At 75.2% G+C, this 21,996-nt stretch carries 27 protein-coding genes; 8 read left to right on the forward strand and 19 right to left on the reverse strand.

Annotated features, from left to right (window positions below; genetic code table 11):
• Positions 1-5 precede the first annotated feature (5 nt).
• The 3 genes from ACI79Z_RS07985 to ACI79Z_RS07995 all read right to left on the reverse strand — a co-directional run bounded on the left by ACI79Z_RS07985 (position 6) and on the right by ACI79Z_RS07995 (position 1,564).
• On the reverse strand, positions 6-830 hold the full coding sequence (locus ACI79Z_RS07985) for a VOC family protein (protein ID WP_387986417.1): 825 nt from the start codon (positions 828-830) through the stop codon (positions 6-8).
• Positions 827-1,231 (reverse strand): SRPBCC family protein, encoded by a 405-nt coding sequence (locus ACI79Z_RS07990; protein WP_456902278.1) that lies wholly within the window; start codon positions 1,229-1,231, stop codon positions 827-829. Before ACI79Z_RS07990 ends, ACI79Z_RS07985 begins: the two co-directional genes overlap by 4 nt.
• Before the next feature lie 78 nt (positions 1,232-1,309).
• Positions 1,310-1,564, reverse strand: a complete 255-nt coding sequence (locus ACI79Z_RS07995) for a glutaredoxin family protein (protein WP_387986411.1) — start codon at positions 1,562-1,564, stop codon at positions 1,310-1,312.
• 266 nt (positions 1,565-1,830) lie between these two features.
• On the opposite strand from ACI79Z_RS07995, the gene ACI79Z_RS08000 reads away from it, so the two are divergent.
• Complete coding sequence (locus tag ACI79Z_RS08000) at positions 1,831-2,109, forward strand: DUF1905 domain-containing protein (RefSeq protein ID WP_387986409.1); 279 nt, start codon at positions 1,831-1,833, stop codon at positions 2,107-2,109.
• On the opposite strand, the gene ACI79Z_RS08005 is transcribed toward ACI79Z_RS08000, so the two are convergent.
• The 9 genes from ACI79Z_RS08005 to ACI79Z_RS08045 are packed head-to-tail and all read right to left on the reverse strand — an operon-like array spanning position 2,070 to position 11,525.
• Positions 2,070-2,912 (reverse strand): PIG-L deacetylase family protein, encoded by an 843-nt coding sequence (locus ACI79Z_RS08005; protein ID WP_456902279.1) that lies wholly within the window; start codon positions 2,910-2,912, stop codon positions 2,070-2,072. The two genes, ACI79Z_RS08000 and ACI79Z_RS08005, sit on opposite strands and share 40 nt — an antisense overlap.
• 10 nt (positions 2,913-2,922) lie before the next feature.
• On the reverse strand, positions 2,923-4,131 hold the full coding sequence (locus tag ACI79Z_RS08010; protein ID WP_456902280.1) for a glycosyltransferase family 4 protein: 1,209 nt from the start codon (positions 4,129-4,131) through the stop codon (positions 2,923-2,925).
• The gene (locus ACI79Z_RS08015; RefSeq protein WP_456902281.1) at positions 4,128-4,961 is read right to left on the reverse strand and encodes a sugar phosphate isomerase/epimerase family protein; all 834 of its coding nucleotides are present in this window, start codon (positions 4,959-4,961) and stop codon (positions 4,128-4,130) included. Before ACI79Z_RS08015 ends, ACI79Z_RS08010 begins: the two co-directional genes overlap by 4 nt.
• Entirely contained in the window at positions 4,958-6,436 is a 1,479-nt protein-coding gene (locus ACI79Z_RS08020; RefSeq protein WP_456902282.1) for a YcaO-like family protein, read from the reverse strand. Before ACI79Z_RS08020 ends, ACI79Z_RS08015 begins: the two co-directional genes overlap by 4 nt.
• Entirely contained in the window at positions 6,433-7,407 is a 975-nt protein-coding gene (locus tag ACI79Z_RS08025; protein WP_387986395.1) for an MBL fold metallo-hydrolase, read from the reverse strand. The genes ACI79Z_RS08020 and ACI79Z_RS08025 overlap by 4 nt, the downstream gene beginning before the upstream one ends.
• Entirely contained in the window at positions 7,404-8,408 is a 1,005-nt protein-coding gene (locus tag ACI79Z_RS08030) for a Gfo/Idh/MocA family protein (RefSeq protein ID WP_456902283.1), read from the reverse strand. The genes ACI79Z_RS08025 and ACI79Z_RS08030 overlap by 4 nt, the downstream gene beginning before the upstream one ends.
• Positions 8,405-9,427: a methyltransferase domain-containing protein gene (locus ACI79Z_RS08035; RefSeq protein WP_456902284.1), complete on the reverse strand. Its 1,023-nt coding sequence runs from the start codon at positions 9,425-9,427 to the stop codon at positions 8,405-8,407. Before ACI79Z_RS08035 ends, ACI79Z_RS08030 begins: the two co-directional genes overlap by 4 nt.
• Positions 9,424-10,338, reverse strand: a complete 915-nt coding sequence (locus tag ACI79Z_RS08040) for a hypothetical protein (protein ID WP_456902285.1) — start codon at positions 10,336-10,338, stop codon at positions 9,424-9,426. Before ACI79Z_RS08040 ends, ACI79Z_RS08035 begins: the two co-directional genes overlap by 4 nt.
• Positions 10,335-11,525, reverse strand: a complete 1,191-nt coding sequence (locus ACI79Z_RS08045; protein ID WP_387986387.1) for an inositol-3-phosphate synthase — start codon at positions 11,523-11,525, stop codon at positions 10,335-10,337. The genes ACI79Z_RS08040 and ACI79Z_RS08045 overlap by 4 nt, the downstream gene beginning before the upstream one ends.
• Before the next feature lie 208 nt (positions 11,526-11,733).
• Between ACI79Z_RS08045 and ACI79Z_RS08050 the strand changes: the two genes are divergently transcribed.
• From ACI79Z_RS08050 to ACI79Z_RS08060, 3 genes are read left to right on the forward strand one after another with little or no spacing between them, the layout of a single operon-like run.
• Complete coding sequence (locus tag ACI79Z_RS08050; RefSeq protein ID WP_387986385.1) at positions 11,734-12,354, forward strand: LURP-one-related/scramblase family protein; 621 nt, start codon at positions 11,734-11,736, stop codon at positions 12,352-12,354.
• The gene (locus ACI79Z_RS08055) at positions 12,351-13,136 is read left to right on the forward strand and encodes a glycoside hydrolase family 16 protein (RefSeq protein WP_456902286.1); all 786 of its coding nucleotides are present in this window, start codon (positions 12,351-12,353) and stop codon (positions 13,134-13,136) included. Before ACI79Z_RS08050 ends, ACI79Z_RS08055 begins: the two co-directional genes overlap by 4 nt.
• Before the next feature lie 33 nt (positions 13,137-13,169).
• Positions 13,170-13,499 (forward strand): DUF6204 family protein, encoded by a 330-nt coding sequence (locus tag ACI79Z_RS08060; protein WP_456902287.1) that lies wholly within the window; start codon positions 13,170-13,172, stop codon positions 13,497-13,499.
• 1 nt (position 13,500) lies between these two features.
• On the opposite strand, the gene ACI79Z_RS08065 is transcribed toward ACI79Z_RS08060, so the two are convergent.
• From ACI79Z_RS08065 to ACI79Z_RS08085, 5 genes are all read right to left on the reverse strand, one after another.
• Positions 13,501-14,052 carry a PaaI family thioesterase gene (locus ACI79Z_RS08065; protein WP_456902288.1) on the reverse strand — a complete coding sequence of 184 codons (552 nt, stop codon included), beginning with the start codon at positions 14,050-14,052 and terminating at the stop codon, positions 13,501-13,503.
• On the reverse strand, positions 14,042-14,548 hold the full coding sequence (locus tag ACI79Z_RS08070) for a winged helix-turn-helix transcriptional regulator (RefSeq protein WP_456902289.1): 507 nt from the start codon (positions 14,546-14,548) through the stop codon (positions 14,042-14,044). The genes ACI79Z_RS08065 and ACI79Z_RS08070 overlap by 11 nt, the downstream gene beginning before the upstream one ends.
• Before the next feature lie 114 nt (positions 14,549-14,662).
• Positions 14,663-15,436: a succinate dehydrogenase/fumarate reductase iron-sulfur subunit gene (locus ACI79Z_RS08075; protein ID WP_387986373.1), complete on the reverse strand. Its 774-nt coding sequence runs from the start codon at positions 15,434-15,436 to the stop codon at positions 14,663-14,665.
• The gene (locus tag ACI79Z_RS08080; protein WP_387986370.1) at positions 15,436-17,382 is read right to left on the reverse strand and encodes a fumarate reductase/succinate dehydrogenase flavoprotein subunit; all 1,947 of its coding nucleotides are present in this window, start codon (positions 17,380-17,382) and stop codon (positions 15,436-15,438) included. The genes ACI79Z_RS08075 and ACI79Z_RS08080 overlap by 1 nt, the downstream gene beginning before the upstream one ends.
• Positions 17,383-17,393: 11 nt before the next feature.
• Positions 17,394-18,098 (reverse strand): succinate dehydrogenase cytochrome b subunit, encoded by a 705-nt coding sequence (locus tag ACI79Z_RS08085; RefSeq protein ID WP_387986368.1) that lies wholly within the window; start codon positions 18,096-18,098, stop codon positions 17,394-17,396.
• Between the two features lie 156 nt (positions 18,099-18,254).
• On the opposite strand from ACI79Z_RS08085, the gene ACI79Z_RS08090 reads away from it, so the two are divergent.
• Together ACI79Z_RS08090 and ACI79Z_RS08095 are read left to right on the forward strand one after the other, a co-directional pair.
• Complete coding sequence (locus ACI79Z_RS08090; RefSeq protein ID WP_387986365.1) at positions 18,255-18,863, forward strand: sulfite oxidase-like oxidoreductase; 609 nt, start codon at positions 18,255-18,257, stop codon at positions 18,861-18,863.
• Positions 18,856-19,638, forward strand: coding sequence for an FAD-binding oxidoreductase (locus ACI79Z_RS08095; protein WP_456902290.1), 783 nt, complete (start codon positions 18,856-18,858; stop codon positions 19,636-19,638). Before ACI79Z_RS08090 ends, ACI79Z_RS08095 begins: the two co-directional genes overlap by 8 nt.
• 12 nt (positions 19,639-19,650) lie before the next feature.
• Here ACI79Z_RS08095 and ACI79Z_RS08100 read toward each other — a convergent pair whose 3' ends face one another.
• On the reverse strand, positions 19,651-19,803 hold the full coding sequence (locus ACI79Z_RS08100) for a hypothetical protein (protein ID WP_456902291.1): 153 nt from the start codon (positions 19,801-19,803) through the stop codon (positions 19,651-19,653).
• An 81-nt stretch (positions 19,804-19,884) separates the two neighbouring features.
• Here ACI79Z_RS08100 and ACI79Z_RS08105 point away from each other — a divergent pair, with 81 nt between their 5' ends.
• Entirely contained in the window at positions 19,885-20,415 is a 531-nt protein-coding gene (locus ACI79Z_RS08105; protein ID WP_387986356.1) for a GNAT family N-acetyltransferase, read from the forward strand.
• On the opposite strand, the gene ACI79Z_RS08110 is transcribed toward ACI79Z_RS08105, so the two are convergent.
• A complete protein-coding gene (locus ACI79Z_RS08110; protein ID WP_387986353.1) occupies positions 20,400-21,119 on the reverse strand; it encodes a monooxygenase in 720 nt (239 codons plus the stop codon). The genes ACI79Z_RS08105 and ACI79Z_RS08110 overlap by 16 nt on opposite strands.
• 23 nt (positions 21,120-21,142) lie before the next feature.
• On the opposite strand from ACI79Z_RS08110, the gene ACI79Z_RS08115 reads away from it, so the two are divergent.
• Entirely contained in the window at positions 21,143-21,961 is an 819-nt protein-coding gene (locus tag ACI79Z_RS08115; protein WP_387986351.1) for a formate/nitrite transporter family protein, read from the forward strand.
• Positions 21,962-21,996 lie beyond the last annotated feature (35 nt).

Genomic DNA, 21,996 nt, shown 5'->3' on the forward strand with positions numbered 1-21,996 from the left:
GGACGTCACCAGTCGCCGTCCGGAGGGGTGAACTGGCTGACGGTGAGCTCGGCGCCCTGCGGGTCGCGCAGCAGGGCGGTGCGGGTCCAGGTGCCCTCGGCGGTGCGCAGCACGGTGGCGCCGAGCCGCTCGGCGGTGGCCGCGCACGCGTCCCGGTCGGCGACGGTGACCACGACGTGCCAGTGCGGCGGCTCGTCGGCGGTGACCAGCAGGCCGCCGATGACGTCGGCGAAGCCGGGCGGCGCGGACGCCTGCCGCTCGCGGATGCCCGGGTCGACGGTCGCGGCCAGGTGGTCGCCGTAGCCGGGGACCTGCAGCATCGTGCCGGCGTCCTGGGCCATGTCGACGTCCCGCCAGCCGAACAGCGGCCGGTAGAAGGCCATCGCGGCCGCGCGGTCGGGGGTGTGCAGGTCCGAGAAGTTCCAGGTGCCCGGCACGTTGGTGAGCTGGGCGCCCGGGCGCCGGCGGGCCTGCCACAGCCGGAACGCCGCCCCCTGCGGGTCCAGGCAGGTCGCCGTCCGCCCGCCGGGCCCGGCGTCCTCGGGGCCGGAGAGCACCGTGCCGCCCAGCCCGGGCACCGCGGCGGCGGTCGCGTCGGCGTCGTCGACCGCGACGTAGGTGTTCCAGGCCGGCGGGCCGTCGCCCGGCGCGACGGCGGCGACGTCCCGCCCGTCCAGCGTCGCGACGAGGTAGGAGCCGGGCGCGCCGGGCGGCACCGCGTCGGTGAACTCCCAGCCGAGGAGGGCGCCGTAGAAGGCGGCCGCGGCGGCCGGGTCGGGCTGCTCGGTGTCGATCCAGCAGGTCACGCCGTGCGGGTACGTGCGGATCACGACGGCCTCCGGTCGATGGCCGCGCGCATCGTGGCGGCGCCGGCCTCCATCGCCCGGTCCAGGCGGTCCCGCACGCCGTGCGGCAGGACGTCGACCACCCACTCGAGCCGGGTGCCGGCGCCGTCGGGGAGGACCTCCACCGAGGCGTTGTGGTGGGTGGCCCCCAGCGGCGAGTCGACGGCGGTGTGGACGAGCCGGCGCCGGTCGTCGTCGACGTCGACCAGCGGCTCGCGCTGCACCGTGCCGTCGGCGAAGGTGACCACCCGCGCGTCGTCCTCGAGCCGGGTGTCGACGACGAAGCCGGGGACCAGGCGCTCGTGCAGCGCCCCGACGCCGCGGACGGCGTCCCACACCCGCTCGGGCGGGGCGTCGAGGTGGACCTGCTTGCGCACCGAGGCCATGCCGCTCCTCCCACCGGGATCGAGGTGGCGCGGAGCGTAGCGGCGCCCGCGGACGGTCCCGGCGCCCCGCGGCCGCCGTCAGCGCCCCGCCATCGCCTCGCGGACCTCGCGCAGGCTCGGGTTGGTCAGGTACCGGCCCCGGACGACGACGGTGGGGGAGACCTCCCAGCCCTCGGGGTGGTGCGCGCGGACCGCGGCGGCCCCCTCCGGGTCGTCGGCGAACCGCACCGCGCGGTGGGGGAGGCGGGTGGCGGCCATCTTCGCCCGCAGCGTGGTGCTGTAGGGGCACCCCGGCTTGTAGTAGACGGTCACGGCCTCGTCGGTCCAGGTCACGGCGGCCTCCGGTCTGGGACGGAGCGGGTCCCCGTGCCGGTCACGGTCGCAGGGCGGCGGCCGTCGGGCAACGGGGATCGTGGACCCCGTGTCGCGGGCGGCACGGCACGTCCCCGCGGGCGGGTGCCGGGTCCCACGGTGGACGGCTCCCGAGCGGACCACCGCCGGCCCGGCGCGGGTCGCCCGCGGCACCGAGGAGGCCGAGGCCGGCTCGGCCGGAGTCCGCCTCGCGATGAGTCCGGGGCGCCGCCGCGGTCAGGACCGGCATGGCTCCCCAGGACCTCGCGACCACGTTCACCGCGCCGATCGAGAAGGACGGCGCCTTCCCCACCTACCTCACCGTCCCCGGCTCGGCTGAGCTGTTCGGCACCCGGAGGGCGGTCAAGGTGGGCGGCACGATCGACGGCCACCCCTTCACCGCCACCTGCATGCCGTCGGGGGAGGGGCCGCACTGGCTGCCGCTGCGCAGGGCGCTGTGCGAGGCGATCGGCAAGGACGCGGCGGGTCAGGAGGTCTCGGTCCACCTGGAGCAGCGGTTCACCTGAGCACGGGCGGACGACAGAGCCCGAGCGGACCCGGGCACGCCCCCCGCGCTGGTGCTCTGCCCACACCTGTGGGCAGAGCACCAGCGAGCGGGGGACACCATCCCGAGGGCGAGCTCCCGGGCTCTGTCGTCGGCGAGCAGCACCTCCGGCAGGCCGGCCAGTGCGGCGCGCATCGCGTCCGCGCCGCCGAACTGGAAGCCGAGCTGGGTGGCGTAGCGGGCGCAGGCGTCGGCCCGCCGGCCGAGGTCCTGCGGCAGCTCCAGCGGGGTCAGCCCGCCGGGCAGGTCGGGTCCGGGGACGGCGTCCGGGGCGCGCAGCACGTACGGCGAGTCGCGCCACCACAGCACCGGCCGGCCGGTCCCCGCGACGGCGCGCAGCACCTGCAGGTGGTCGACGTGCCCGCCCAGCGCCTGCGGGGCCAGCCACAGGTCGCCGGGCAGGCCGGTCAGCGCGGCCCGCACGTCCAGCCACACGTCGTCGTCCTCGTGCACGCCGGCGAACAGGTCCGCCGCGCTGCCGTAGCCGCGGTGCGGCGCCTCGGCCAGGTCCAGGTGCAGCGGCGCCGCACCGAGCACGGCCATCGCGGCGGCGTCCTCGTCGCGGCGCAGGGCCATGTAGTCGACGTCGGCCGGCAGGCCCTTGTCCAGCTGGCAGGCCAGCGCAAAGCCCTCGGGGTCGGGCACGCTGCGGGTGAAGCAGGTGACCACGGTGACCTCGTGCCCGGCGTCGGCCAGCGCGGCGAGGGTGCCGCCCACCGAGAACGCGGCGTCGTCGAGGTGCGGGCTGACCGCCAGGACCTGCATCAGCGGACCCTCACAGCAGGTGCGCCGCGCCGCGGAACCGGCAGGAGAGGTCGACCGTCGGCGGCATCGTCCAGTCCGCGCACGGCGTCGACCCGGCCACCGAGCGGTACACGTCGTCGATCGAGGCGGCGAGCACCGGCCACGAGTACAGCCGGCGCACCTCCTCCAGCGCCGTCGTCGCCAGCCGCCGCCGCAGGGCGCCGTCGGACAGCACCCGGTCCAGCGCCGCGCGCAGCCCGGCGACGTCGCCCGGCGCGTGCAGCAGCCCGTTCTCGCCGTCGCGCAGGCAGTCGACGACGCCGACCGAGTCGGTGCTCACCGTGGGCAGCCCGCTGGCCATCGCCTCGAGCAGCGTGTTGGAGAACCCCTCGCTGTAGGTCGGGCTGACGAACACGTCGGCCGAGCGGTACACCGCGGGCGCCTCGTCGGGCGGCACGTAGCCGAGGAACGTCGTCCGCGCGTTGGCGCGGGCACGGGCCTCGTCGAGGTCGGGGCCGATGCCGGAGACCACCAGGCGGACGCCGTCGGGCAGCGCCTCCAGCAGGTCGAGCACGCCCTTGCGGCGGTCGACGCGGCCGTGGAACAGCAGCACCGGCGGGTCCTGCAGCGCGCCCAGCGGCCGCTCGGCGGGGGTGAAGCGGCGGGTGTCGGTGGCGCCCGGGACGATCGTGAACCGCGCCGGGTCGCTGCCCAGGTTGCCGACCACCTCGTCGCGGAAGCTGGCGCTGCCGATGAGCACCGCGGACGAGGCGTCGACGACCGTGCGCATCGCGTGCGCGTGCGTGGCGCAGCAGGTGCCCACCCAGTGCCCGTCACCGCCCTGGATGCTCACCACCGCCGGCAGCCCGGTCTCGCGCGCGGCGGCCAGCACCGCCAGCCCCGGCGGGTAGCCGTACTGGGCGTGCAGCACGTCGAACGGGCGCTCGCGGTGCAGGCCGACGACGGTGCGCACGATCTCCTCGACGTCGCCCTCCCAGTCGGCCGGGACGACGGTCTCGCCGCGGCTGGGCAGCGCGTGCACCTCCACCCCGGCGGGGACGCGGTCGGGCGGGGGCGGGCCGCCGCCGTAGACGCGGGTGCCGGCCTCGTCGTCGCGGTACTGGCTGACCAGCACCACCTCGTGGCCCAGCGCGACCAGCTCCCGCAGCAGGTTCTCCGCGTAGACGCTCATCCCGCTGACCGCGGGCCAGTAGCGGCGGCTGACGAAGCAGATCCTCATGCTCCCTCGGCCTCCCGGAGCGTGGCGATCGAGCGCGGCACCATCTCGTGGGCGCGGTGCCCGTCGCGGGACAGCTCCAGCGTCACCAGCCGGTCGAACGACGCCTCCCGCAGCGCACGCAGCACCGCCGGCAGGTCGACGTCGCCCTCGTCGAGCGGCAGGTGGTCGTGCACGCCGCGGCGCATCCCCTCGACGGCGACCGTGCCCAGGTGCGGCGCGAACCGGGCCACCGCCTCCTCCGGCGCGTACGCCCCGGCGACGACGCAGTGCCCGGTGTCCAGAGCCAGCGTGATCCCCGGCGCCTCGGCGGCCAGCCGCGCCCAGCCGTCGCAGTCCTCGACCAGCATCCCGGGCTCCGGCTCGACGGCCAGGGCGTAGGAGCGGCCGCCGTGGCTGTCGACCAGGGCGCGGACGCCGTCGACCACCCAGCCCCACGCGGCGTCGCGGTCGACGCCCGGCTTCGGCACGCCGGCCCAGAAGCTCACCGCCTCCGCGCCGAGCACCTCGGCGAGGTCGCAGGCCAGCCGCAGGTAGGCCAGCCGGCGGGCGCGCCCCTCGGCGGAGGCGGTGACGAGCGTCGGCTCGTGCTTGGCCCGCGGGTCGAGCAGGAACCGGGCGCCGGTCTCCACCACCACGCCCAGCCCGAGCTCGTCGCAGCGCGCCCGCGCCTCCTCCGCCCGGGCGAACACGTCGGGCGCGAACGGGTCGAGGTGGACGACGTCGAGGGTGAGCGCCACCCCGCCGTAGCCGCAGTCGGCGAGGAAGGGCAGCGCGTCCGACAGCCGGTGCGAGGTCAGCCCGTTGGTGTTGTACGCGTAGCGCAGGCTCACGGGTCGAGGACCTCCGCGACCACGTGCCGGCCCGGCTCCCGGTACAGCGCGTAGAGCGCGCCCACCCGCCGGTCGGCGCCGGCGCGGTCGAACCAGGCCGGCCCGCCCAGGCGCTCCTCGGCGTCGGCGGTCAGGTGCACCCGCGCCCAGCCGCCCGGGTCGGTCCCGACGGCCACGAGCGGGTCGTCGCGCTCCAGCAGCCGGCGCACGCCGCGCTCGCCGATCCGGCCGTAGCTCATCGTCTCCACCTCGAGGCCGGTCACCAGCACCTTGGCCGCGACCGCGTCGCCGAGCGAGGGCTGCAGCTCGACCAGCACGTCGTGCCCGGCCGTCTGCACCGCGCCGGTGACGAACGAGTGCAGGTCGTCCCCGCGCCCTGCTCCCGGACGCCAGGTGGAGAGGTCGGCCAGCGCCACGGTGGACCGGCGGGACAGCACGGTGTCCTGCAGCAGGTCGACGAGCGCCGAGGTGCCCATCCGGGTCCAGGCCAGCATCGCCTGCAGCGCGCGGTCCTCCTCGACCAGCCGCTCCGGCGGGTGCCCGGTGCGCCAGTGCTCCAGGTAGCCCGGCGGCGTCGCCGGCAGGACGACGTCGAACGGCCCGTGCATGAACGCCTTCCGGCTGCGCGCCGAGGCGAACTCGTGCAGCGCCTTGCGGACGGCGGTGTCCCGGTCCGGGTGCGCCGCCTCGCCGCACGCGGTGGCCATCACCGGCACCGGCTCCGAGCCGTCCCGCGAGCAGCCGACGGCGTACACGTCGACGACGCCGAACTCGGTCGAGGCGAGCTTCACCGTCACGTCGACGCCCGCGGCGTCGAGCCGGTCGAGCAGCGCCAGCGCGTCGGGGTCGGTCAGCCCGGCGAGGTCGACGACGACGCCGCGGTCCATCGCGCGGAACGCCGTCGCGTTGCCGTCGCGCTGCAGCACCTCCAGCAGCGCGTGGGTGACCGCACGGTCCGCGTCGAACGCCGCCCCCTGCCCGTTGGTGATGACCGTGGTCAGCCAGCCGCCGGGCGGCGGGTCGCCGGGCAGGTCGTCGGGCGCGGACGCCACCAGCTCGGCCGGCACCAGCACCCGCTCGCCGTCGCGCAGCCGGGTCGTCGGCAGCCACTGCAGCGGCCGGTCGTCGTCGTACGGACTGCCGGCCTCCAGGCACAGCTCGCGCGGGTCGGCCACCCGGTCGCGGCCGTGCCGCCGCGTCATCTCGGCGTAGGAGCCCTCCTCGCGGGCGGCGCCCCGGTGCGCCCGCAGCGACAGCGCCATCTCCGCCATCTCGCCCATCGCGCCGGTGCGGGCCTCCTCGCGGGTGGCGCCGTAGCCGAGCCCGCTGCCGCCCGGGTGCAGGTCCGAGGGCGGCAACACCGCGGAGTGCAGCGGTACGTCGAGGACGTCGATGCCCTCGATCGCGAAGTCCTCGACCGGGACCGGGAAGCTGTCCCGGTACCGCTGCGACGGCGTCGTCCCGACCGCCGTCACAGCTCGTCCAGCGGGACGGGCGCGGCGTCCGGCGGCCCGGACAGCAGCCGCTGCACCAGGTGGACGACGTGGTCGGTGGTGACCCCGGGGACCATCTCGAACGGCGTCGCGACCACCTCGAAGTCCAGCTCCGCGACGACGGCGAGCATCTCCCGGAGCTCCCCGTGCGAGAGCGGGATCTGGGCGTGGAACGCCTTGTGCGCGCTCAACGCGACCGGGTCGCCGTCGGGGGAGAGGTCGACCTTGAGGGAGTCGCCGCAGAAGAGGATCCCGCGGCGGGAGTCGTGCAGCACCGAGTGCCCGGGGAAGTGGCCGCCGGTGCGGTGCAGCGTGAGGTCGGGAGCGAGGGCCAGGACGTCGTCGGCCGGCCAGGTGACCCGGAAGGCCTTGGTCCAGACCAGGTCGTGCACGTTGACGCAGACGACCCGCGGCTCGAGCTCCTGCTGCAGCTGCCACAGCGCGCCGTAGCCGTGCACGTGGGACGACGCCAGGACGGGGAACCCGCCCTTCTCCCCGGCCATGCGGCGCAGCTCTGCGAGCATGTCGGCGGTGTACCAGGGCGCGCACTCGAAGCCGACCAGGCCGATGTCGGTCTCGATCACCCAGCCGCGGCTGTCCAGCCCGAAGCGTGGCTCGGTGCCGAACTCGGTGACGCCGTCGACCGGCGCCGGCCGCCAGAAGCCGGTGACCAACTCGTCGGCCTCCTTGGCGGGGACGAACTCGAAGCCGTGCTCGGGCAGCGCGTTGCGCACGTCGGCGCAGACCGGGCACACGGCCGGCCCGGGCGCCGGCCAGCGCTGCCAGTGCCCGCAGTTGGTGCAGGCGTAGGCGGGCAGGTCGGGCAGCAGGCCGCGGTAGGGGTTGGTGTCGACCTGGCTGGTGCCGTGCCGCGCGCCGGTGCCGTCGGCAGTGAGGTCGGCGGCGGGGTCGGTGGCCCGGTCGATGGCGCCGGGGACGTCGGGCGAGCTCACGGTTTCCCTCCGGAGAGAGCGGTGAGGAGCAGGCGGTGCAGGGCGAGGTCGCGGGCGGGGTCGTACGGCCACCGCGCGCGGCCCGCGACCGCGTCGGTGAAGGCGGCGAACTGCGCGGTGAACGGGTCGCCGGACGGCGGGGTGTCGGCGAACGGCACGTCCACCGGTTCGGGGCGGTACAGCGTGAGCGAGCCTCCCGCCGTCTGGCCCATCGTGTCGACGGCGACCGCCGCGCCGCGGGTGCCGACCACCTCGAGCCGGCGGCGGGGGAGCGCGTCGGGGGTGTTGAACGCGACGTGCAGGCCGACCAGCACGCCGCCGTCGGTGGTCCCGGTGAGCAGCGCGCCGTCGTCGACGCCGTAGTCGTGCACCCGGGTCTGCAGCAGCGCCGACAGCGACGTGACGTCCTCGCCGAGCAGCGTGCCGGTGAGGTCGAGGCCGTGGGGGGCGAGGTCGATGGCGGCGCCGCCGCCGGCGCGGGCCGGGTCGACCCGCCAGTTGTCGTGCGGGCGGCCGTCGGGCGTCCAGTCCCCGGGCAGCCAGCAGCAGTAGACGATCCGCACCGCGGTGACCGTGCCGAGCTCGGGCACCAGCTCGCGCAGCCGCACGTGCGCGGGGTGCCAGCGCTGGTCGTAGGCGGTCCCGAGCAGCACGCCGGCCCGCGCGCACGCGTCGACCAGCGCCTGCGCGTCGCGGACGTCGGCGGCCAGCGGCTTCTCGCACAGCACGGCCTTGCCGGCCGCGGCCGCCGCCTCGACCAGCGCCCGGTGCCCGGCGTTGGGGACGGCGACGTAGACCGCGTCCAGGCCCGGGGTGGCGAGGAACTCCGCGAGGTCGGCGGTCGCGACGGCGCCCTCCACCGGCATCCGGGCCATCGCGGCGGGGTCGAGGTCGTGCAGCGCCACCACCCGGGCGCCGTCGACGGCGAGCAGCCCGGGCAGCGCGTGGTCGCGGGCCACCCAGCCGCACCCGGCGACGCCCCAGCCGACGGTCGGGGTCACCAGGCCTCCGGCAGGTCGACCAGCAGCCGGCGGCGGGCGGCGTCGGCGGGCAGCGGGTCGGGCCAGCGCGGCGGCAGGTAGCCCGAGCGGGGCCCGTACTCGACGGCGTAGCGCTCGTTCGGCCAGGTCAGCAGGCCGTCGCGGTAGAGCGGGTTGGGCGCCAGCGGCGGCAGCGGCTCGCCGAGGTCGGCCGGTGCGGAGGACAGCGGGTCGCCGGCCACCAGCGCCACCGCCTCGCTGGCGCGCAGGTCCGCGGGCGGCGCCGGCCGCGGCGGGCGGCCCTCGAGCAGCGAGCGGGTCAGCTCCTCGTCGTCGTAGAGCAGGTCGGTGCCGAGCACCTCGGCGTAGCCCTCCGGCGGCAGCGGCTCCCCGTGCGGGTCGGCGACGTGCGCGTGCCCGACGACGACGGTGCCGCCGTCCCCGGCCAGCGCGCGCATGGCCGCGGCCGCGGCCGGCTTGTCGCGGAGGAAGTAGAAGGCGTCGTGGCACATGACGTACGCGGGGGTGCCGACGGCCAGCGACGGCGCGGCGGTGAGGTCGGCGCACACGTAGCGCGCCGACGGGCAGACGAACCGCCGCGCCAGCCACAGCTTGGCCCAGACGACGTCGACGCCGAGCAGGTCGCGCACCCCGCGGCGGGCCAGCTCGCGCAGGTGCGCGCCGATCCCGCAGGCGACGTCGACCACCGGCCGGTCCCCGGGCCAGTGCGCCTGCAGCAGCGCCAGCCCGGCCAGGTGGGTCGGATCCGACCAGCGGTGCGCGAAGTAGTCGGCGACCCGGCCCATGCCGAGCAGGGCCATCGCCTCGCGCAGCGTGCGCGCGAAGGGCACCAGCGCCAGCTGCTCCGGCGGGGGCGGCGGCGCGGTCCACCAGTCGTCGGCGTCCGCGAGCAGCAGCACCCGCGCCCGGTCGGTCTCCCCGGCGGCCACCAGCCCGGCGACCTCGGCGCGCAGGTCGTCCCGGCCGGCGCGGGCGAACGGGATCCCGTCGACGACGGGGGCATCGACCGCGAGAGTCACAGCCCGGCCGCCGCCAGGACGTCGAGGTGGTAGGCCTGCACCGGCCCGGCGTGCACGAGCTCGAGGTCGTCCAGCGCCTGCGCGGCCGTGAACGCCGCCGCCCGGGCGTGGTGGTGCACCTGCAGCACCCGGTCGAGGACGTCGGCGGCGTGGAAGGCCCGCGCCTCGGGCACGTCGGCGCCCGGCCGCAGCGCCAGCACCCCGCGCACCCGGTCCGCCAGCGCGTCCGGCAGCGCGGCCAGCTCGCGCTCCTCGAGCGTGGCCACGACCCGCTCCAGCGCGTCGCCGAGCAGCACCTCGCCGGCGAACCCGGCGTCGGGCAGGACGACGTTGTGCAGGTGGTGGGCCAGGCCAAGCAGGAACGGCGCGACCGGGTCGGCGCCGACCACCGGCGCCACCAGCACCCCGTAGACGGCGACGGTCAGGCAGTGGTCGCCGTGGCTCTCCGGCGGCTCCACCACGATCCGCGGCCTGCCGGGCGCCGTCGCGCCCGCGCGCGGCTGGGCGTTGAGCGTCCCGGCCAGCGCGGGCGTCGCCGTCGGCGCCGGCAGCGGGCCGAGCGCGGCGCGCAGCCGGTCCCGCAGCCCGGCGTCGAGCGGGCCGGCCACCTCGTCGAAGCCGCGGCGCAGCACCGCGAGCGCCTCGTCGTCGGAGAGCCCGGCGGCGGTCAGCACGCCCGCGTCGATGCCGGCCAGCCGGGCACGGGCGACCGCGGCCGCCGTCTCCGACTCCGCGACGTCGGCGACGTCCTCACCCGCCACCAGCCGCCCCCACGCCCGGGCGAAGGCCTGCTCGGCGAGCGAGCCGGGCGTGCCGGCGACGCGCACCCGCTTGGCGTCGCCGATCTCGGCCAGCAGGGGCCGCAGGCCGGCCAGCGCGGTGAGCGTCCCGGGGGTGTCGAGCGCGGTCACCGGGAGGTGGCGCCGGCGGCCAGCCAGTCGAGCAGCGTCGCCTCCTGCGTGTGGAACGCGTGCTCGGGGACGCTGCCGTCGGCGGTCATCGGGGCCTTGAAGAACCAGCCCAGCTGCCGCTGGATGCCGCCCTCGCCGCGCTGCTGCGCGAGGTCGGTGAGCCGGGCGAGCTCGATGGCCAGCGGGGCGGCGAGGATCGAGTCGCGGCACTGGAAGTCGACCTTGACCTGCATGCGCTGCCCGAGGAAGCCGACCAGGTCGATGGCGTCCCAGGCCTCCTTCTGGTCCCCGCGCGGCCGGTAGTAGTCGATCCGGACGACGTGGTCCTCGACCGGGTAGCCGAGGATCGAGTCCAGCACGCTGCCCTTGGTCTGCAGCTTGCTGCTGAGCGAGTCGGGGTCGTCGAGGGCCAGGCCGTCGCGGTTGCCGAGGATGTTGGTGGAGTACCAGCCCTCGACGGTGAGCGAGCGGGCGCGGAACGCCGGCGCGAGGACGGTCTTCACCATCGTCTGGCCGGTCTTGCCGTCCTTGCCGGCGACCGGGACGCCGCGGGCCTCGGCCAGGGCGACCAGCGCCGGGACGTCGGCGGCCAGCGACGGCGTGAAGTTGACGTAGCCGACGCCCTCGGCGATCGCGGCGTAGGCGTAGACCATCGCCGGGGTGATCGCCCGGTCGTCGGCGTCCAGCCCGGCCTCGAACGCCTCGACCGTCTGCAGCGCGGGCGCCGTCGGGTCGGGCCAGCGCTCGGTCGAGGCGAGGTTGACCAGCACCAGGCCGTCGAGGGACTCCTCCTCGCGGAACCGCCGCAGGTCGGCGCGGACCGCGTCGACCTGGTCGCGGCGGGTCTGGGCGAGCACCACGTTGCCGCCGGTGACGTTGCGGCAGAAGTCGGCGTCGCCGGCCGCGGGCCACGGGGTCCGCGCCGACAGGGCCGGCCCGACCTGCTCCAGCTGCCGGGAGTCGAGGACCGCGTGCTGCTCGGCGGCCTTGCGCAGGTCCGAGCCGTCGAGGTCCCAGCCGCGGACGACGAGGGCGTCGTAGCCGACCAGGCCCGTCGTCTCCTCGACCGGGCCGCCGGCCACCTCCAGCCCGGCGAGCGGCAGCCCGTCGGTGCCCGCGGCCCCGATCCGGAGCAGCTCCAGCCCGGCGACGGCGGTCGTGGCGACCGCCCCTCCGAGTCCGACCACAGCGACGCCGACGCGACGGGACCCTTGCGACACCACGACCTCCGCGACTCCTGTCGGTGGACCCGCTCCACCTGAGGCCGACCCTGGCACAGCGGTTGTGCCCTCGCTGGGTGAGAACGAGATTCTCGTGTTCGACCTGGTTGCGCACGGCGTGTCCTGGACGCGGGGACCACGATGGGGGTCTGGACCCGAGCCCGGAGGTGCCGCTGTGACCGTGCCGTACGCCGACGAACCCCGCGCCGCGATGGTCGTCCCGCGCTTCGCCGTCCGTCAGCGGATCACCGTGATGGTCAACCGCTACGAGGTCCGCGCCGTCGGGCCGGACGGCACCGAGGGCGAGCTGCTGGCCATGGCGCAGCAGAAGCGGCTCAAGCTCAAGGAGGAGGTGGTCTTCACCGCCGACGAGGAGCGCACCCGGCCGGTCTTCTCCTTCCGCGCCCGCCAGCGCCTCGACGTGCACGCCGAGCACGACGTCCTCGACGAGCAGGGCCGCCCGCTCGGCACGTTCAGCAAGCGGTTCGGCGCCAGCCTGCTGCGCTCGACCTGGGACCTGTCGGTGCCGGGACTGACCGCCGTCGGCCGGGAGCGGCGGCCGGTGATCGCCGTGCTGCGGCGGGTGTGGGAGCTCATCCCCTACCTCGGCGACGTCTGGGTGCCGTTCGTCTTCCACTTCGACTTCGTCGACACCGCCACCGGCCGGCCGGTGCTGGTCGTCGAGCGGCGGAAGTCGATCCGCGACCGCTACGACGTCACCGTCCCCGACCCCCGGCTGGACTTCCGCGTCGCCGCCGCCATGGCCGTGGCCCTCGACGCGCTGCAGTCGCGATGACGGATCCCCGCGACGACTTCTGCGACGACTTCTGCGACGACTTCGACGGCGAGGACCTCGACCGCGACGTCTGGGTCCCGCACTACCTGCCGCAGTGGAGCTCCCGCGCGGCGACGGCGGCCTGCTACGAGGTCCGCGACTCCTGCCTGCGGCTGCACCTGCCCGACGACACCCCGCTGTGGTGCCCCGACGACCACCCGCCGCTGCGGGTCTCGGGCATCCAGTCCGGCGTCTTCTCCGGGCCGGTCGGCAGCACGGTCGGGCAGCAGCCGGTGCGGCCCGGGGCGGTCGTCCGCGAGGAGCAGCCGGCGCACTGGGGCTGGACGCCGCGGTACGGGCGGCTGGAGATGCGCGCCCGCGCCACCGTGACGCCGCGGTCGATGGTCGCCTGGTGGCTGGTCGGGCTGGAGGACGTGCCCGAGCGCTCGGGCGAGCTGTGCGTGATGGAGGTGTTCGGCGACGCCGTCGACCCGGTCGAGGGCGCCGCCGTCGGGATGGGCACCCACCCGTTCCGCGACCCGCGGCTGGCCGAGGACTTCGCCGCGCCCCGGCCCGGCATCGACGTCGCCGACTGGCACACCTACGCCGTCGACTGGCGGCCCGACGGGGCGGCGTTCTCCGTGGACGGGCGGGTGGTGCGCGAGGTCGCGGTGACCCCGGACTACCCGCTGCAGTCGATGGTCGCCGTCTTCGACTTCCCGGAGAAGGCGGTGCCGGGGGAGCCCTACGTCGTCCCCGAGCTCGTCGTCGACCGGTTCCGGGGGAGCCGGGAAACCGGGTGACCGCGGCCGGTCGCGCCGCTACCGTCGCCCGCCGTGTCCAGCCGCACCTACCGCGTCGTCGTGCGCGGCGTCTTCGACGGTCTCGACGACGGCCGCCGTGCCTGGCTGCGCGAGCGCGCCGCCGGGCACGACCTGTTCGTCTCCGCCTTCACCGAGGAGGGGACGACGACCTACGACGACCGCCTCGCCGCCTTCAGCCACCGCGTCGTCGTGCGGGTCGAGCCCGGCCCCGGCGAGGAGGCTGAGGCGTGCACGGCCGGGGAGCTCTCGGCGCTGCGGTGGCTCGAGCACGCGGGCCTGGGCTGGCGGCGGCTGCGCTCGACGGCCACTTGCACCGACGACGTGCGGATCCGCCGCCGCTGACTCAGGCCGGCAGCGGGAAGACCAGCAGCGAGCTCGACGCCGTCGCGACCACCTTGCCGGCGGCGTCGGTGACCTGCCCCTCGGCGAAGGCGACCCGTCGGCCGGACTTGACCACCGTGCCGACGGCGGTCAGCGGCCCGCTGGCGTGCGTGACCGCCCGCAGGTAGGTCACCTTCAGCTCGATCGAGGTGTAGCCGACGCCGTGCGGCAGCGTGGTGTGCACCGCGCAGCCGGCGACGGAGTCCAGCAGCGTGCAGACCAGCCCGCCGTGCACGACGCCGATCGGGTTGTAGACCGACTCGTCGACGGCGCAGGCGAACTCGACCCGGCCCTCCTCGACGGCGACCAGGTCCATCTGCAGCAGCTGGGCGATCGGGGGCGGCGGCAGCACGCCGTCGCGCACCGCCTCCAGCGTCTCCAGCCCCGAGCGCTCCCGGCCGCCGGCCGCGGTGACCAGCGGGTCGAACCAGGTGACCGTCCGGGAGCGCGGCTCGCCCCACCCGGCGGGCGCGCCGGTGGCCGGGTCGGTCCCGGTGCGGGCCTCAGTGCTCATGCGTCTCGTCCGCCGGCAGCCCGGACAGCGCGCGGCCGGCCGGCGTCAGCACCCGCTCGACCCGCGAGGAGTTGACCGGCTCGCCGCAGGTCCGGCACACCCACTCGGCGTCGACGGTGTGCTCCTCGTGCCCGGCCGGTGCGTGGGTCAGCCGCACCGGCGGCTCCTCGGCGGCCCAGCGGTCGCCCCACTGCAGCAGCGCCTGCAGTACCGGCAGCAGGTCGCGGCCGGAGGCGGTGAGGTGGTAGCCCGAGCGGGGTGGCGAGTCGCTGTACTGCCGGCGCTCGAGCACGCCGGCGGCGACCAGCGCGTTGAGCCGCGCGGTCAACCGGTCCCGGGGCGCCCCGGTGCCGCGGGCGATGTCACTGAAGCGGTGGTTGCCCAGCGAGACCTCCCGGACCACCAGCAGCGACCACCGCTCGCCGACCAGCTCCAGGGCGGCGGCGATGGTGCACGGGCGGCCGGGCAGGTCCGCGAGGTCGTAGAGCGCGGTCACGCCGTCAGTTTGCACCTCGAACCGACCCGGCGCCACCGTCCGGCCCCGGGAACCCCGACGGGCGGGGACCCCGTGAGGGGTCCCCGCCCGTCGGCGGTCGTCAGGGTGCCGCGTTCAGCTCTTGGGACGCGCGCCGGCGCGCAGGGCGCCGAGCAGGTCGTGGTTGAGCCGGGAGATGTTCTCCATCGAGATGCCCTTGGGGCAGCTCGCCGAGCACTCGCCGATGTTGGTGCAGCCGCCGAAGCCCTCGAGGTCCTGCTGGTGGACCATGTTGATCACCCGGTCGTTCCGCTCGGGCTGACCCTGCGGCAGCAGCCCCAGGTGCGTGACCTTCGAGGCCGTGAACAGCATCGACGAGGCGTTCGGGCAGGCCGCCACGCAGGCGCCGCAGCCGATGCAGGTGGCGGCGTCGAAGGCGGCGTCGGAGTCCTTCTTGGCGACCAGGATCGAGTGCGCCTCGGGGGCGGTGCCGGTCGGGGCGCTGATGTAGCCGCCCGACTGGATGATCCGATCGAACGCCGACCGGTCGACGGCGAGGTCCTTGATGACCGGGAACGCCGTCGCCCGCCACGGCTCGACGTCGATCGTGTCGCCGTCCTTGAACGACCGCATGTGCAGCTGGCAGGTGGTGGTCTGCGGGTGGTTGTCGAACAGGCCGTTGCCGTGGGCGCGGCCGTTGATCATGACGCCGCACGACCCGCAGATGCCCTCGCGGCAGTCGTGGTCGAAGGAGACCGGGTCCTCGCCGTTCAGGATGAGCTGCTCGTTGAGGACGTCGAGCATCTCGAGGAACGACATGTCCGGGGAGACGTCGGTGACCTCGTAGGTCACCATCTGCCCCTTCTCCGCCGCACTCCGCTGACGCCAGACACGCAGCTTGAGGTTCATTACTTGTAGCTCCGCTGGGCGAGGTGGACGTACTCGAACTCGAGGTCCTCCTTGTGGAGGACCGGCGGGACGCCCTCGGGCGTCCACTCCCAGGCCGCGACGTAGGCGAAGTTCTCGTCGTCGCGCAGGGCCTCCCCGTCGGGGGTCTGGCTCTCGGCCCGGAAGTGACCACCGCAGCTCTCGTTGCGGTGCAGTGCGTCGACGCACATCAGCTCGGCGAGCTCGATGAAGTCGGCGACGCGGCCGGCGTGCTCCAGGCTCTGGTTGAAGCGCCCGGCCTCGCCGGGGACCTTCACGTTGGTCCAGAACTCCTGCCGGATCTCGGGGATCCGGTCGAGCGCCTTGCGCAGGCTCTCCTCCGACCGCTCCATGCCGCAGAGGTCGAACATCAGCCGGCCGAGCTCGCGGTGGAAGGAGGCGGTGGTCCGGTTGCCGTTGATCGACAGCAGCTTCTCGGTCTGCGCGCGGACGCCCTCGAGCGCCTCGACCGCGGCCGGGTGCTGCGGGTCGACCTTGTCGAACGGGCCGGAGGCCAGGTAGTCGTTGATCGTGTTCGGCAGCACGAAGTAGCCGTCGGCCAGGCCCTGCATGAGGGCGCTGGCGCCGAGCCGGTTCGCGCCATGGTCGGAGAAGTTGGCCTCACCGATCACGAACAGGCCGGGGACGTTCGACTGCAGGTCGTAGTCGACCCACAGACCGCCCATCGTGTAGTGCACGGCCGGGTAGATCCGCATGGGGACCTCGTAGGGGTCCTCACCCGTGATCTGGGCGTACATGTCGAAGAGGTTGCCGTACTTGGCCTCGATGGCCGGCCGGCCGAGCCGCTGCATGGCCTCGGCGAAGTCGAGGTACACGCCCAGGCCGTTGGGGCCGACGCCGCGGCCCTCGTCGCAGACGTTCTTGGCCTGCCGCGACGCGATGTCGCGGGGGACCAGGTTGCCGAACGAGGGGTAGATCCGCTCGAGGTAGTAGTCGCGCTCGTCCTCGGGGATCTGCCGCGGGTCGCGGGTGTCGCCGCGCTCCTTGGGCACCCACACACGGCCGTCGTTGCGCAGCGACTCGCTCATCAGCGTGAGCTTCGACTGGTACTCGCCGTGCACCGGGATGCAGGTCGGGTGGATCTGCGTGTAGCAGGGGTTGGCGAACAGCGCGCCCCGCTTGTGCGCCCGCCAGATCGCCGTGGCGTTGGAGCCCTTGGCGTTCGTGGACAGGTAGAAGACGTTGCTGTAGCCACCGGTGGCGAGCACCACGGCGTCGGCGAAGTGCGTGCTGATCTCGCCGGTGATCAGGTCGCGCGCCACGATGCCGCGGGCCCGGCCGTCGACGACGATCAGGTCGAGCATCTCCGTGCGCGGGAACTGCTCGACGGTGCCGGCCGCCATCTGCCGCTCGAGGGCCTGGTAGGCGCCGTACAGCAGCTGCTGACCCGTCTGGCCGCGGGCGTAGAACGTCCGCGACACCTGGGTGCCGCCGAAGGAGCGGTTGTCGAGCAGGCCGCCGTACTCGCGGGCGAAGGGCACGCCCTGGGCCACGCACTGGTCGATGATGTTGACGCTGACCTCGGCCAGCCGGTGCACGTTGTCCTCGCGGGCGCGGAAGTCGCCGCCCTTGACCGTGTCGTAGAACAGCCGGTGCACCGAGTCGCCGTCGTTGCGGTAGTTCTTGGCGGCGTTGATGCCGCCCTGCGCGGCGACGCTGTGCGCGCGGCGCGGGCTGTCCTGGTACCAGAACGACTTGACCTTGTAGCCGGCCTCGCCGAGCGTGGCGGCGGCCGAGCCGCCGGCCAGGCCGGTGCCGACGACGATGACGGTCAGCTTGCGGCGGTTGGCCGGGTTGACCAGCTTCGCCCGGAAGCGGCGCTCGCTCCAGCGCTCGCCGATCGGGACGTCCCGAGGGGCCTTGGTGTCGGCGATCGGGTCGCCGACGGTGAACAGGTCGAGGGCCATGGGGAGTGCTCCTACTCGATGATGCCGACGAGGACGCTGAGCGGCGGGATCAGGAACCCGGCGGTCAGGACGACGGCGAAGACGGTGGCGAACGCGTTGACCGTCCGCTCGCGCGTCTTGTTGCTCTGACCCAGCGTCTGGGTGGCACTCCAGATGCCGTGCCGCAGGTGGAAGCCCAGGGCCAGCAGCGCGACGACGTAGACCAGGGTGACGAACGGGTTGGAGAACCCGGCGATCGCGCGGTCGTAGGGCGTGGAGTCGTGGCCCTCGGGGTTCGCGACCCCGAGCGTGAGGTCGAGGATGTGGTAGACGATGAACAGCGCCAGGATCACGCCGCCCCAGCGCATGGTGCGCGAGGCGTAGCTCTGGGCCACCGCCTTGCGGGCCACGTACTGGGTGGGCCGGGCGCGCTTGGCCTGCCGCCACAGGGAGATCGCGGCCCAGATGTGCGCGACCACGGCCGCCAGCAGGACGACGCGGATGATCCACAGCACCGTCTGGCCCGGGACGGCCGGCTCGCCGATGCGGCGGATCCACTCCGAGTAGCCGTTGAAGGTCTCCGCGCCGGCGAAGAGCTTGAGGTTCCCCACCATGTGCGCGACCAGGTACAGGACCAGGATGATCCCGCTGACCGCCATCACGGCCTTCTTCGCGACCGAGCTGGTCTTCGCGACCTTCGGGGTCCTGCGCTGGCCCGAGTTCGTCACCGTCACCACGGCACCAAAGTTAGGCTCCATGCCCCGGTGTCGGCCATGTGAACACGACGTGACTCACCTCTCGTAAGGGAACCCTCAGCGCTGGTCAGGACGTTGGTGTCCGCCTGCCGGGGCGTGGCAGCGTGTCGGCACACCCACCCCATCGGAGGAGGACGCGTGGCAGGACCGACCAGGGGCTTCCTCGGCCGACGTCGCGAGCGCGACCCGCGGCTGCCCCCCGGCCAGTACGACGTCGGCCGCGACTGGCCCGTGCTGACCGCCGAGCCCACCCCGCGCATCGCGCCGGAGACCTGGAGCATCACCGTCGACGGCCGGGTGGAGAACCCGACCACCTGGACCTGGGACGACGTCCACCGGCTCCCGGCCTCGGATTACCGCGGCGACATCCACTGCGTCACCACGTGGTCCAAGTTCGACACGCACTTCGCCGGCGTCAGCGTGGACACCCTGCTGGAGGCCGCCCGTCCCACCGCCGACGCGCACTTCGTCATCGCGACGTCCAAGACCGGCTACACCACCAACCTGCCGCTCGAGGACGTCACCGGCGGCAGGGCGTGGATCGTCTGGGAGTTCGACGGGAAGCCGCTGCCGATCGAGCACGGCGGCCCGGTGCGGCTGCTCGTGCCGCACCTGTACTTCTGGAAGAGCGCGAAGTGGGTCACCCGGCTGACCCTCCTGCAGCGCGACCAGCAGGGGTTCTGGGAGCAGAACGGCTACCACGACCGCGGCGACCCGTGGCGCGAGCAGCGGTACCAGGGTGACTGAGGGAGGACCTCGTCCCGAGGCCGACGCGGAGCCGGCAGCGGGGCCGACCGATCCGCCACCCCGCCTGCGGCGGCGGGCACCGGCCGGGGGCTGGCGCACGGCGACCGTCCGCGAGGTCGACCGCCCCACCCCGCGCACCGTCCGGCTGCGGCTGGAGGTGCCCGACCGCGTCGACCACCTGGCCGGGCAGCACTACGTCGTCCGGCTCACCGCCGAGGACGGCTACCGGGCCCAGCGGTCCTACTCGCTGGCGTCGGCGCCGGGGGACCCGCTGCTCGAGCTGCTGGTCGAGCGGCTCGACGACGGCGAGGTGTCCACCTACCTCGCCGACGTCGTCGAGGTGGGTGACGAGTTGGAGGTCCGCGGGCCGATCGGCGGCTGGTTCGTCTGGGAGGGCGACGGGCCGGCGCTGCTCGTGGGCGGGGGCACCGGCGTCGTCCCGTTCGTGTCGATGCTGCGCACCGCGCGCGAGCTGGGCCGCGAGGACCTGCTGCGGGTCGCCGTCTCCACCCGCACGCTGGCCGAGCTGCCGTACGTCGACGAGCTGCGGGCGGCCGGGGCGCTGGTGGTCACCACCCGGGAGCCGTCGGGGATCCGCCCCGCCGGCCGGCTGACCGCCGCGGACCTCGTGCCGCTGTGGGAGCCGGGCCAGACCGCCTACGTCTGCGGGTCCACGCCGTTCGCCGAGGCGGCCGGCCAGCTGCTGGTCGGCCTGGGCGTGCCGGAGCCGGACGTGCGGGTGGAGCGCTTCGGCCCCAGCGGCTCGTCGGGCTGAGGCCCCGCGGGCTCAGCGGCGGGAGCGCAGCCAGGAGCCGAGGGCCACGCCGGCCAGCGCCCAGAACGCGCCGGCGCCCACGCCGGCGAGCACGATCCAGAACGGGACGCGCATCTCGTCCTCGTCGGAGCGCCGGGTCGGGACGGGGCCGGGAGCGTCGGTCATGACGCCGAGCCTGGCCCCGCGGGTGCACCGGGTCCAGGGGCCGGGCGGTCCGTGACGTGCGTCGCGGACGAGAATCGGGGCATGCCGAGCGCCGTGCCGTCTGCCGTGGCCACCGCCGTCGAGGACGTCGACCCGCAGCTGCGCGAGGCCCTGCTGGCCTGCTGGACCGACGTCTCCAACGCCGGCGGCGCGGTCGGCTTCGTCCCCCCGGTCAGCCGGGACGACGTCGCCCCCGTGCTCGACTCCCTGCTCGAGCGGGTGGCGCAGGGCCGCGAGCGGGTGGTGGTGCTGCGCGCGGACGGCGAGCTCGCCGGCTGGGCGGTGCTGTCGCTGTCGGTCAGCCCGCTGCGCCGGCACTGGGCCACCGTGCTGCGGGTGCAGGTCCACCCGGCCCGGCAGGGGCAGGGGCTGGGCCGGGCGCTCATGAGCGGGGTGCACGACGCCGCCCGCGACCTCGGGCTGGAGATGCTGCACCTCACCGTGCGCGGCGGCTACGGCATCGAGGGCTTCTACCAGGGGCTGGGCTACCGCGAGTTCGGCCGGATGCCCGGCGCGATCCGGCTCGCCCCCGGCGACGACCGCGAGGAGATCCACCTCTACGTGGAGCTGTGACCCGCCGCGGGGTCGGCGCCGTCGACGGTGCCGCGGGTCGACAGCACCGCCAGGCGGGCGAACAGCTCCTCGGCGTACCAGCGCTCCTGCGCCGTCCGCCGGACCACCGCGGCGTGCTCGGGGCGGTCGTAGGCGAAGGCGTTCAGCGCCGCCGCGGAGTCCCAGACGCTGAAGGTGCCCTGCAGGCCCAGCGGCGCCTCGCCGATGCCGACGGCCATGCGCAGCCCCGGCGCCCGGTGCAGGTCCGCCGACACCGGCGGCACCGCGGACCAGAACCGGGCCGCCCGGCGCAGCACCAGCCGCGCCCGGGTCACCGCGGCCACCGGCCCGTCCCAGCGCTGCGGCCGCGGCCGGCCGAACGGCTCGCGGCCCGACCACAGCCCGCGCGCCGCCAGCGGGCGCAGCCGCGCCGACCACTCCTCCTCGGCGATCCGCCGCCAGCTCGCGGCGACGGGGGAGTCGTCGAGGGCGTCCGCGGCGGCGTCGTCGTCCCAGACCGCCAGCAGGCCCCAGCGGCGGGGGTCGGCGTCGCGGGCGGTGAACGTCCGCCCGTCGCCGGTGCCCAGCAGCTTGGCGAACCGCAGCCCCGGCAGGCGCGCGAGCGCCGGGCGGACCGAGGCCATCCGCAGCACCGCCCGCGGCACGGCGCGGCCGGGGACACCCCACAGGTGCAGGGTCACCGGTCCGGGCTCGGATGGACGCACGCGGCCGAGGGTAGGTGCGCACGGTGACCGACCAGCGGCGGATCCAGCTCGGCGACACCGACGCGCCCGCGGAGGACGAGGTCGTCCAGGCCTTCGACCGGGTGGTCAGCCAGGGCGCGCAGCGGCTGCACCGCACCTGGCGGGAGGTGCTCACCACCGGGCTCGCCGGCGGCCTGGAGGTCGCGATCGGCGTCCTCGCGCTGCTCGCGGTCTACGCGGAGACCGGCAGCCACCTGCTGGCCGGGCTGGCGTTCTCGATCGGGTTCATCGCCCTCCTGCTGGCCCGCAGCGAGCTGTTCACCGAGGGCTTCCTGCTGCCGGTGACCGCCGTCGTCGCCGGCCGGGCGAGCTGGTCGCAGCTGGGGAAGCTGTGGGCCGGGACGCTGGTGGGCAACCTCGTCGGCGGGTGGCTGGCGATGTGGGTGGTGGTGCACGGCTTCCCGCAGCTCGGGCCCACCGTCGTCGAGTCGGCGCGGCACTTCGTCGAGTCCCCGCTGGACCTGCGCGCGGTGTGCCTGGCCTTCCTCGGCGGCGTCGGCATCACGCTCATGACCCGCATGCAGAACGGCACCTCCGCCGACGGCGCCAAGATCGTCGCCGCGGTCGCCGGCGCGTTCGTCCTGGCCGGGCTGCAGCTGTTCCACTCGATCCTGGACTCGCTGCTGGCCTTCGGCGCGATCCACACCGGCACCGCGCCGTTCGGCTACGGCGAGTGGCTGGCCTGGTTCTGGTACGTCACGTTGCTCAACATGGCCGGCGGGCTGATCGTGGTCACCCTGCTGCGGCTGGTGCGCAGCAAGGAGCTGATCCAGCGGGAACGCGCCGCGGCCGCCCGGGACTAGCCTGCCGGGCTCCCCGGCCTCCGGTCGCCACACTG

The organism is Geodermatophilus sp. SYSU D00663, from assembly GCF_054050655.1.

What these genes read in the sequence shown, in the direction of transcription:
- ACI79Z_RS08065 (WP_456902288.1), bottom strand. Translation starts at nt 14,052, where the DNA reads ATGAGCACTGAGGCCCGCACCGGGACCGACCCGGCCACCGGCGCGCCC.
- ACI79Z_RS08005 (WP_456902279.1), bottom strand. Translation starts at nt 2,912, where the DNA reads ATGCAGGTCCTGGCGGTCAGCCCGCACCTCGACGACGCCGCGTTCTCG.
- ACI79Z_RS08100 (WP_456902291.1), bottom strand. Translation starts at nt 19,803, where the DNA reads ATGACCGACGCTCCCGGCCCCGTCCCGACCCGGCGCTCCGACGAGGAC.
- ACI79Z_RS08080 (WP_387986370.1), bottom strand. Translation starts at nt 17,382, where the DNA reads ATGGCCCTCGACCTGTTCACCGTCGGCGACCCGATCGCCGACACCAAG.
- ACI79Z_RS08055 (WP_456902286.1), top strand. Translation starts at nt 12,351, where the DNA reads ATGACGGATCCCCGCGACGACTTCTGCGACGACTTCTGCGACGACTTC.
- ACI79Z_RS08000 (WP_387986409.1), top strand. Translation starts at nt 1,831, where the DNA reads ATGGCTCCCCAGGACCTCGCGACCACGTTCACCGCGCCGATCGAGAAG.
- ACI79Z_RS08010 (WP_456902280.1), bottom strand. Translation starts at nt 4,131, where the DNA reads ATGAGGATCTGCTTCGTCAGCCGCCGCTACTGGCCCGCGGTCAGCGGG.
- ACI79Z_RS07990 (WP_456902278.1), bottom strand. Translation starts at nt 1,231, where the DNA reads ATGGCCTCGGTGCGCAAGCAGGTCCACCTCGACGCCCCGCCCGAGCGG.
- ACI79Z_RS08105 (WP_387986356.1), top strand. Translation starts at nt 19,885, where the DNA reads ATGCCGAGCGCCGTGCCGTCTGCCGTGGCCACCGCCGTCGAGGACGTC.
- ACI79Z_RS08075 (WP_387986373.1), bottom strand. Translation starts at nt 15,436, where the DNA reads ATGAACCTCAAGCTGCGTGTCTGGCGTCAGCGGAGTGCGGCGGAGAAG.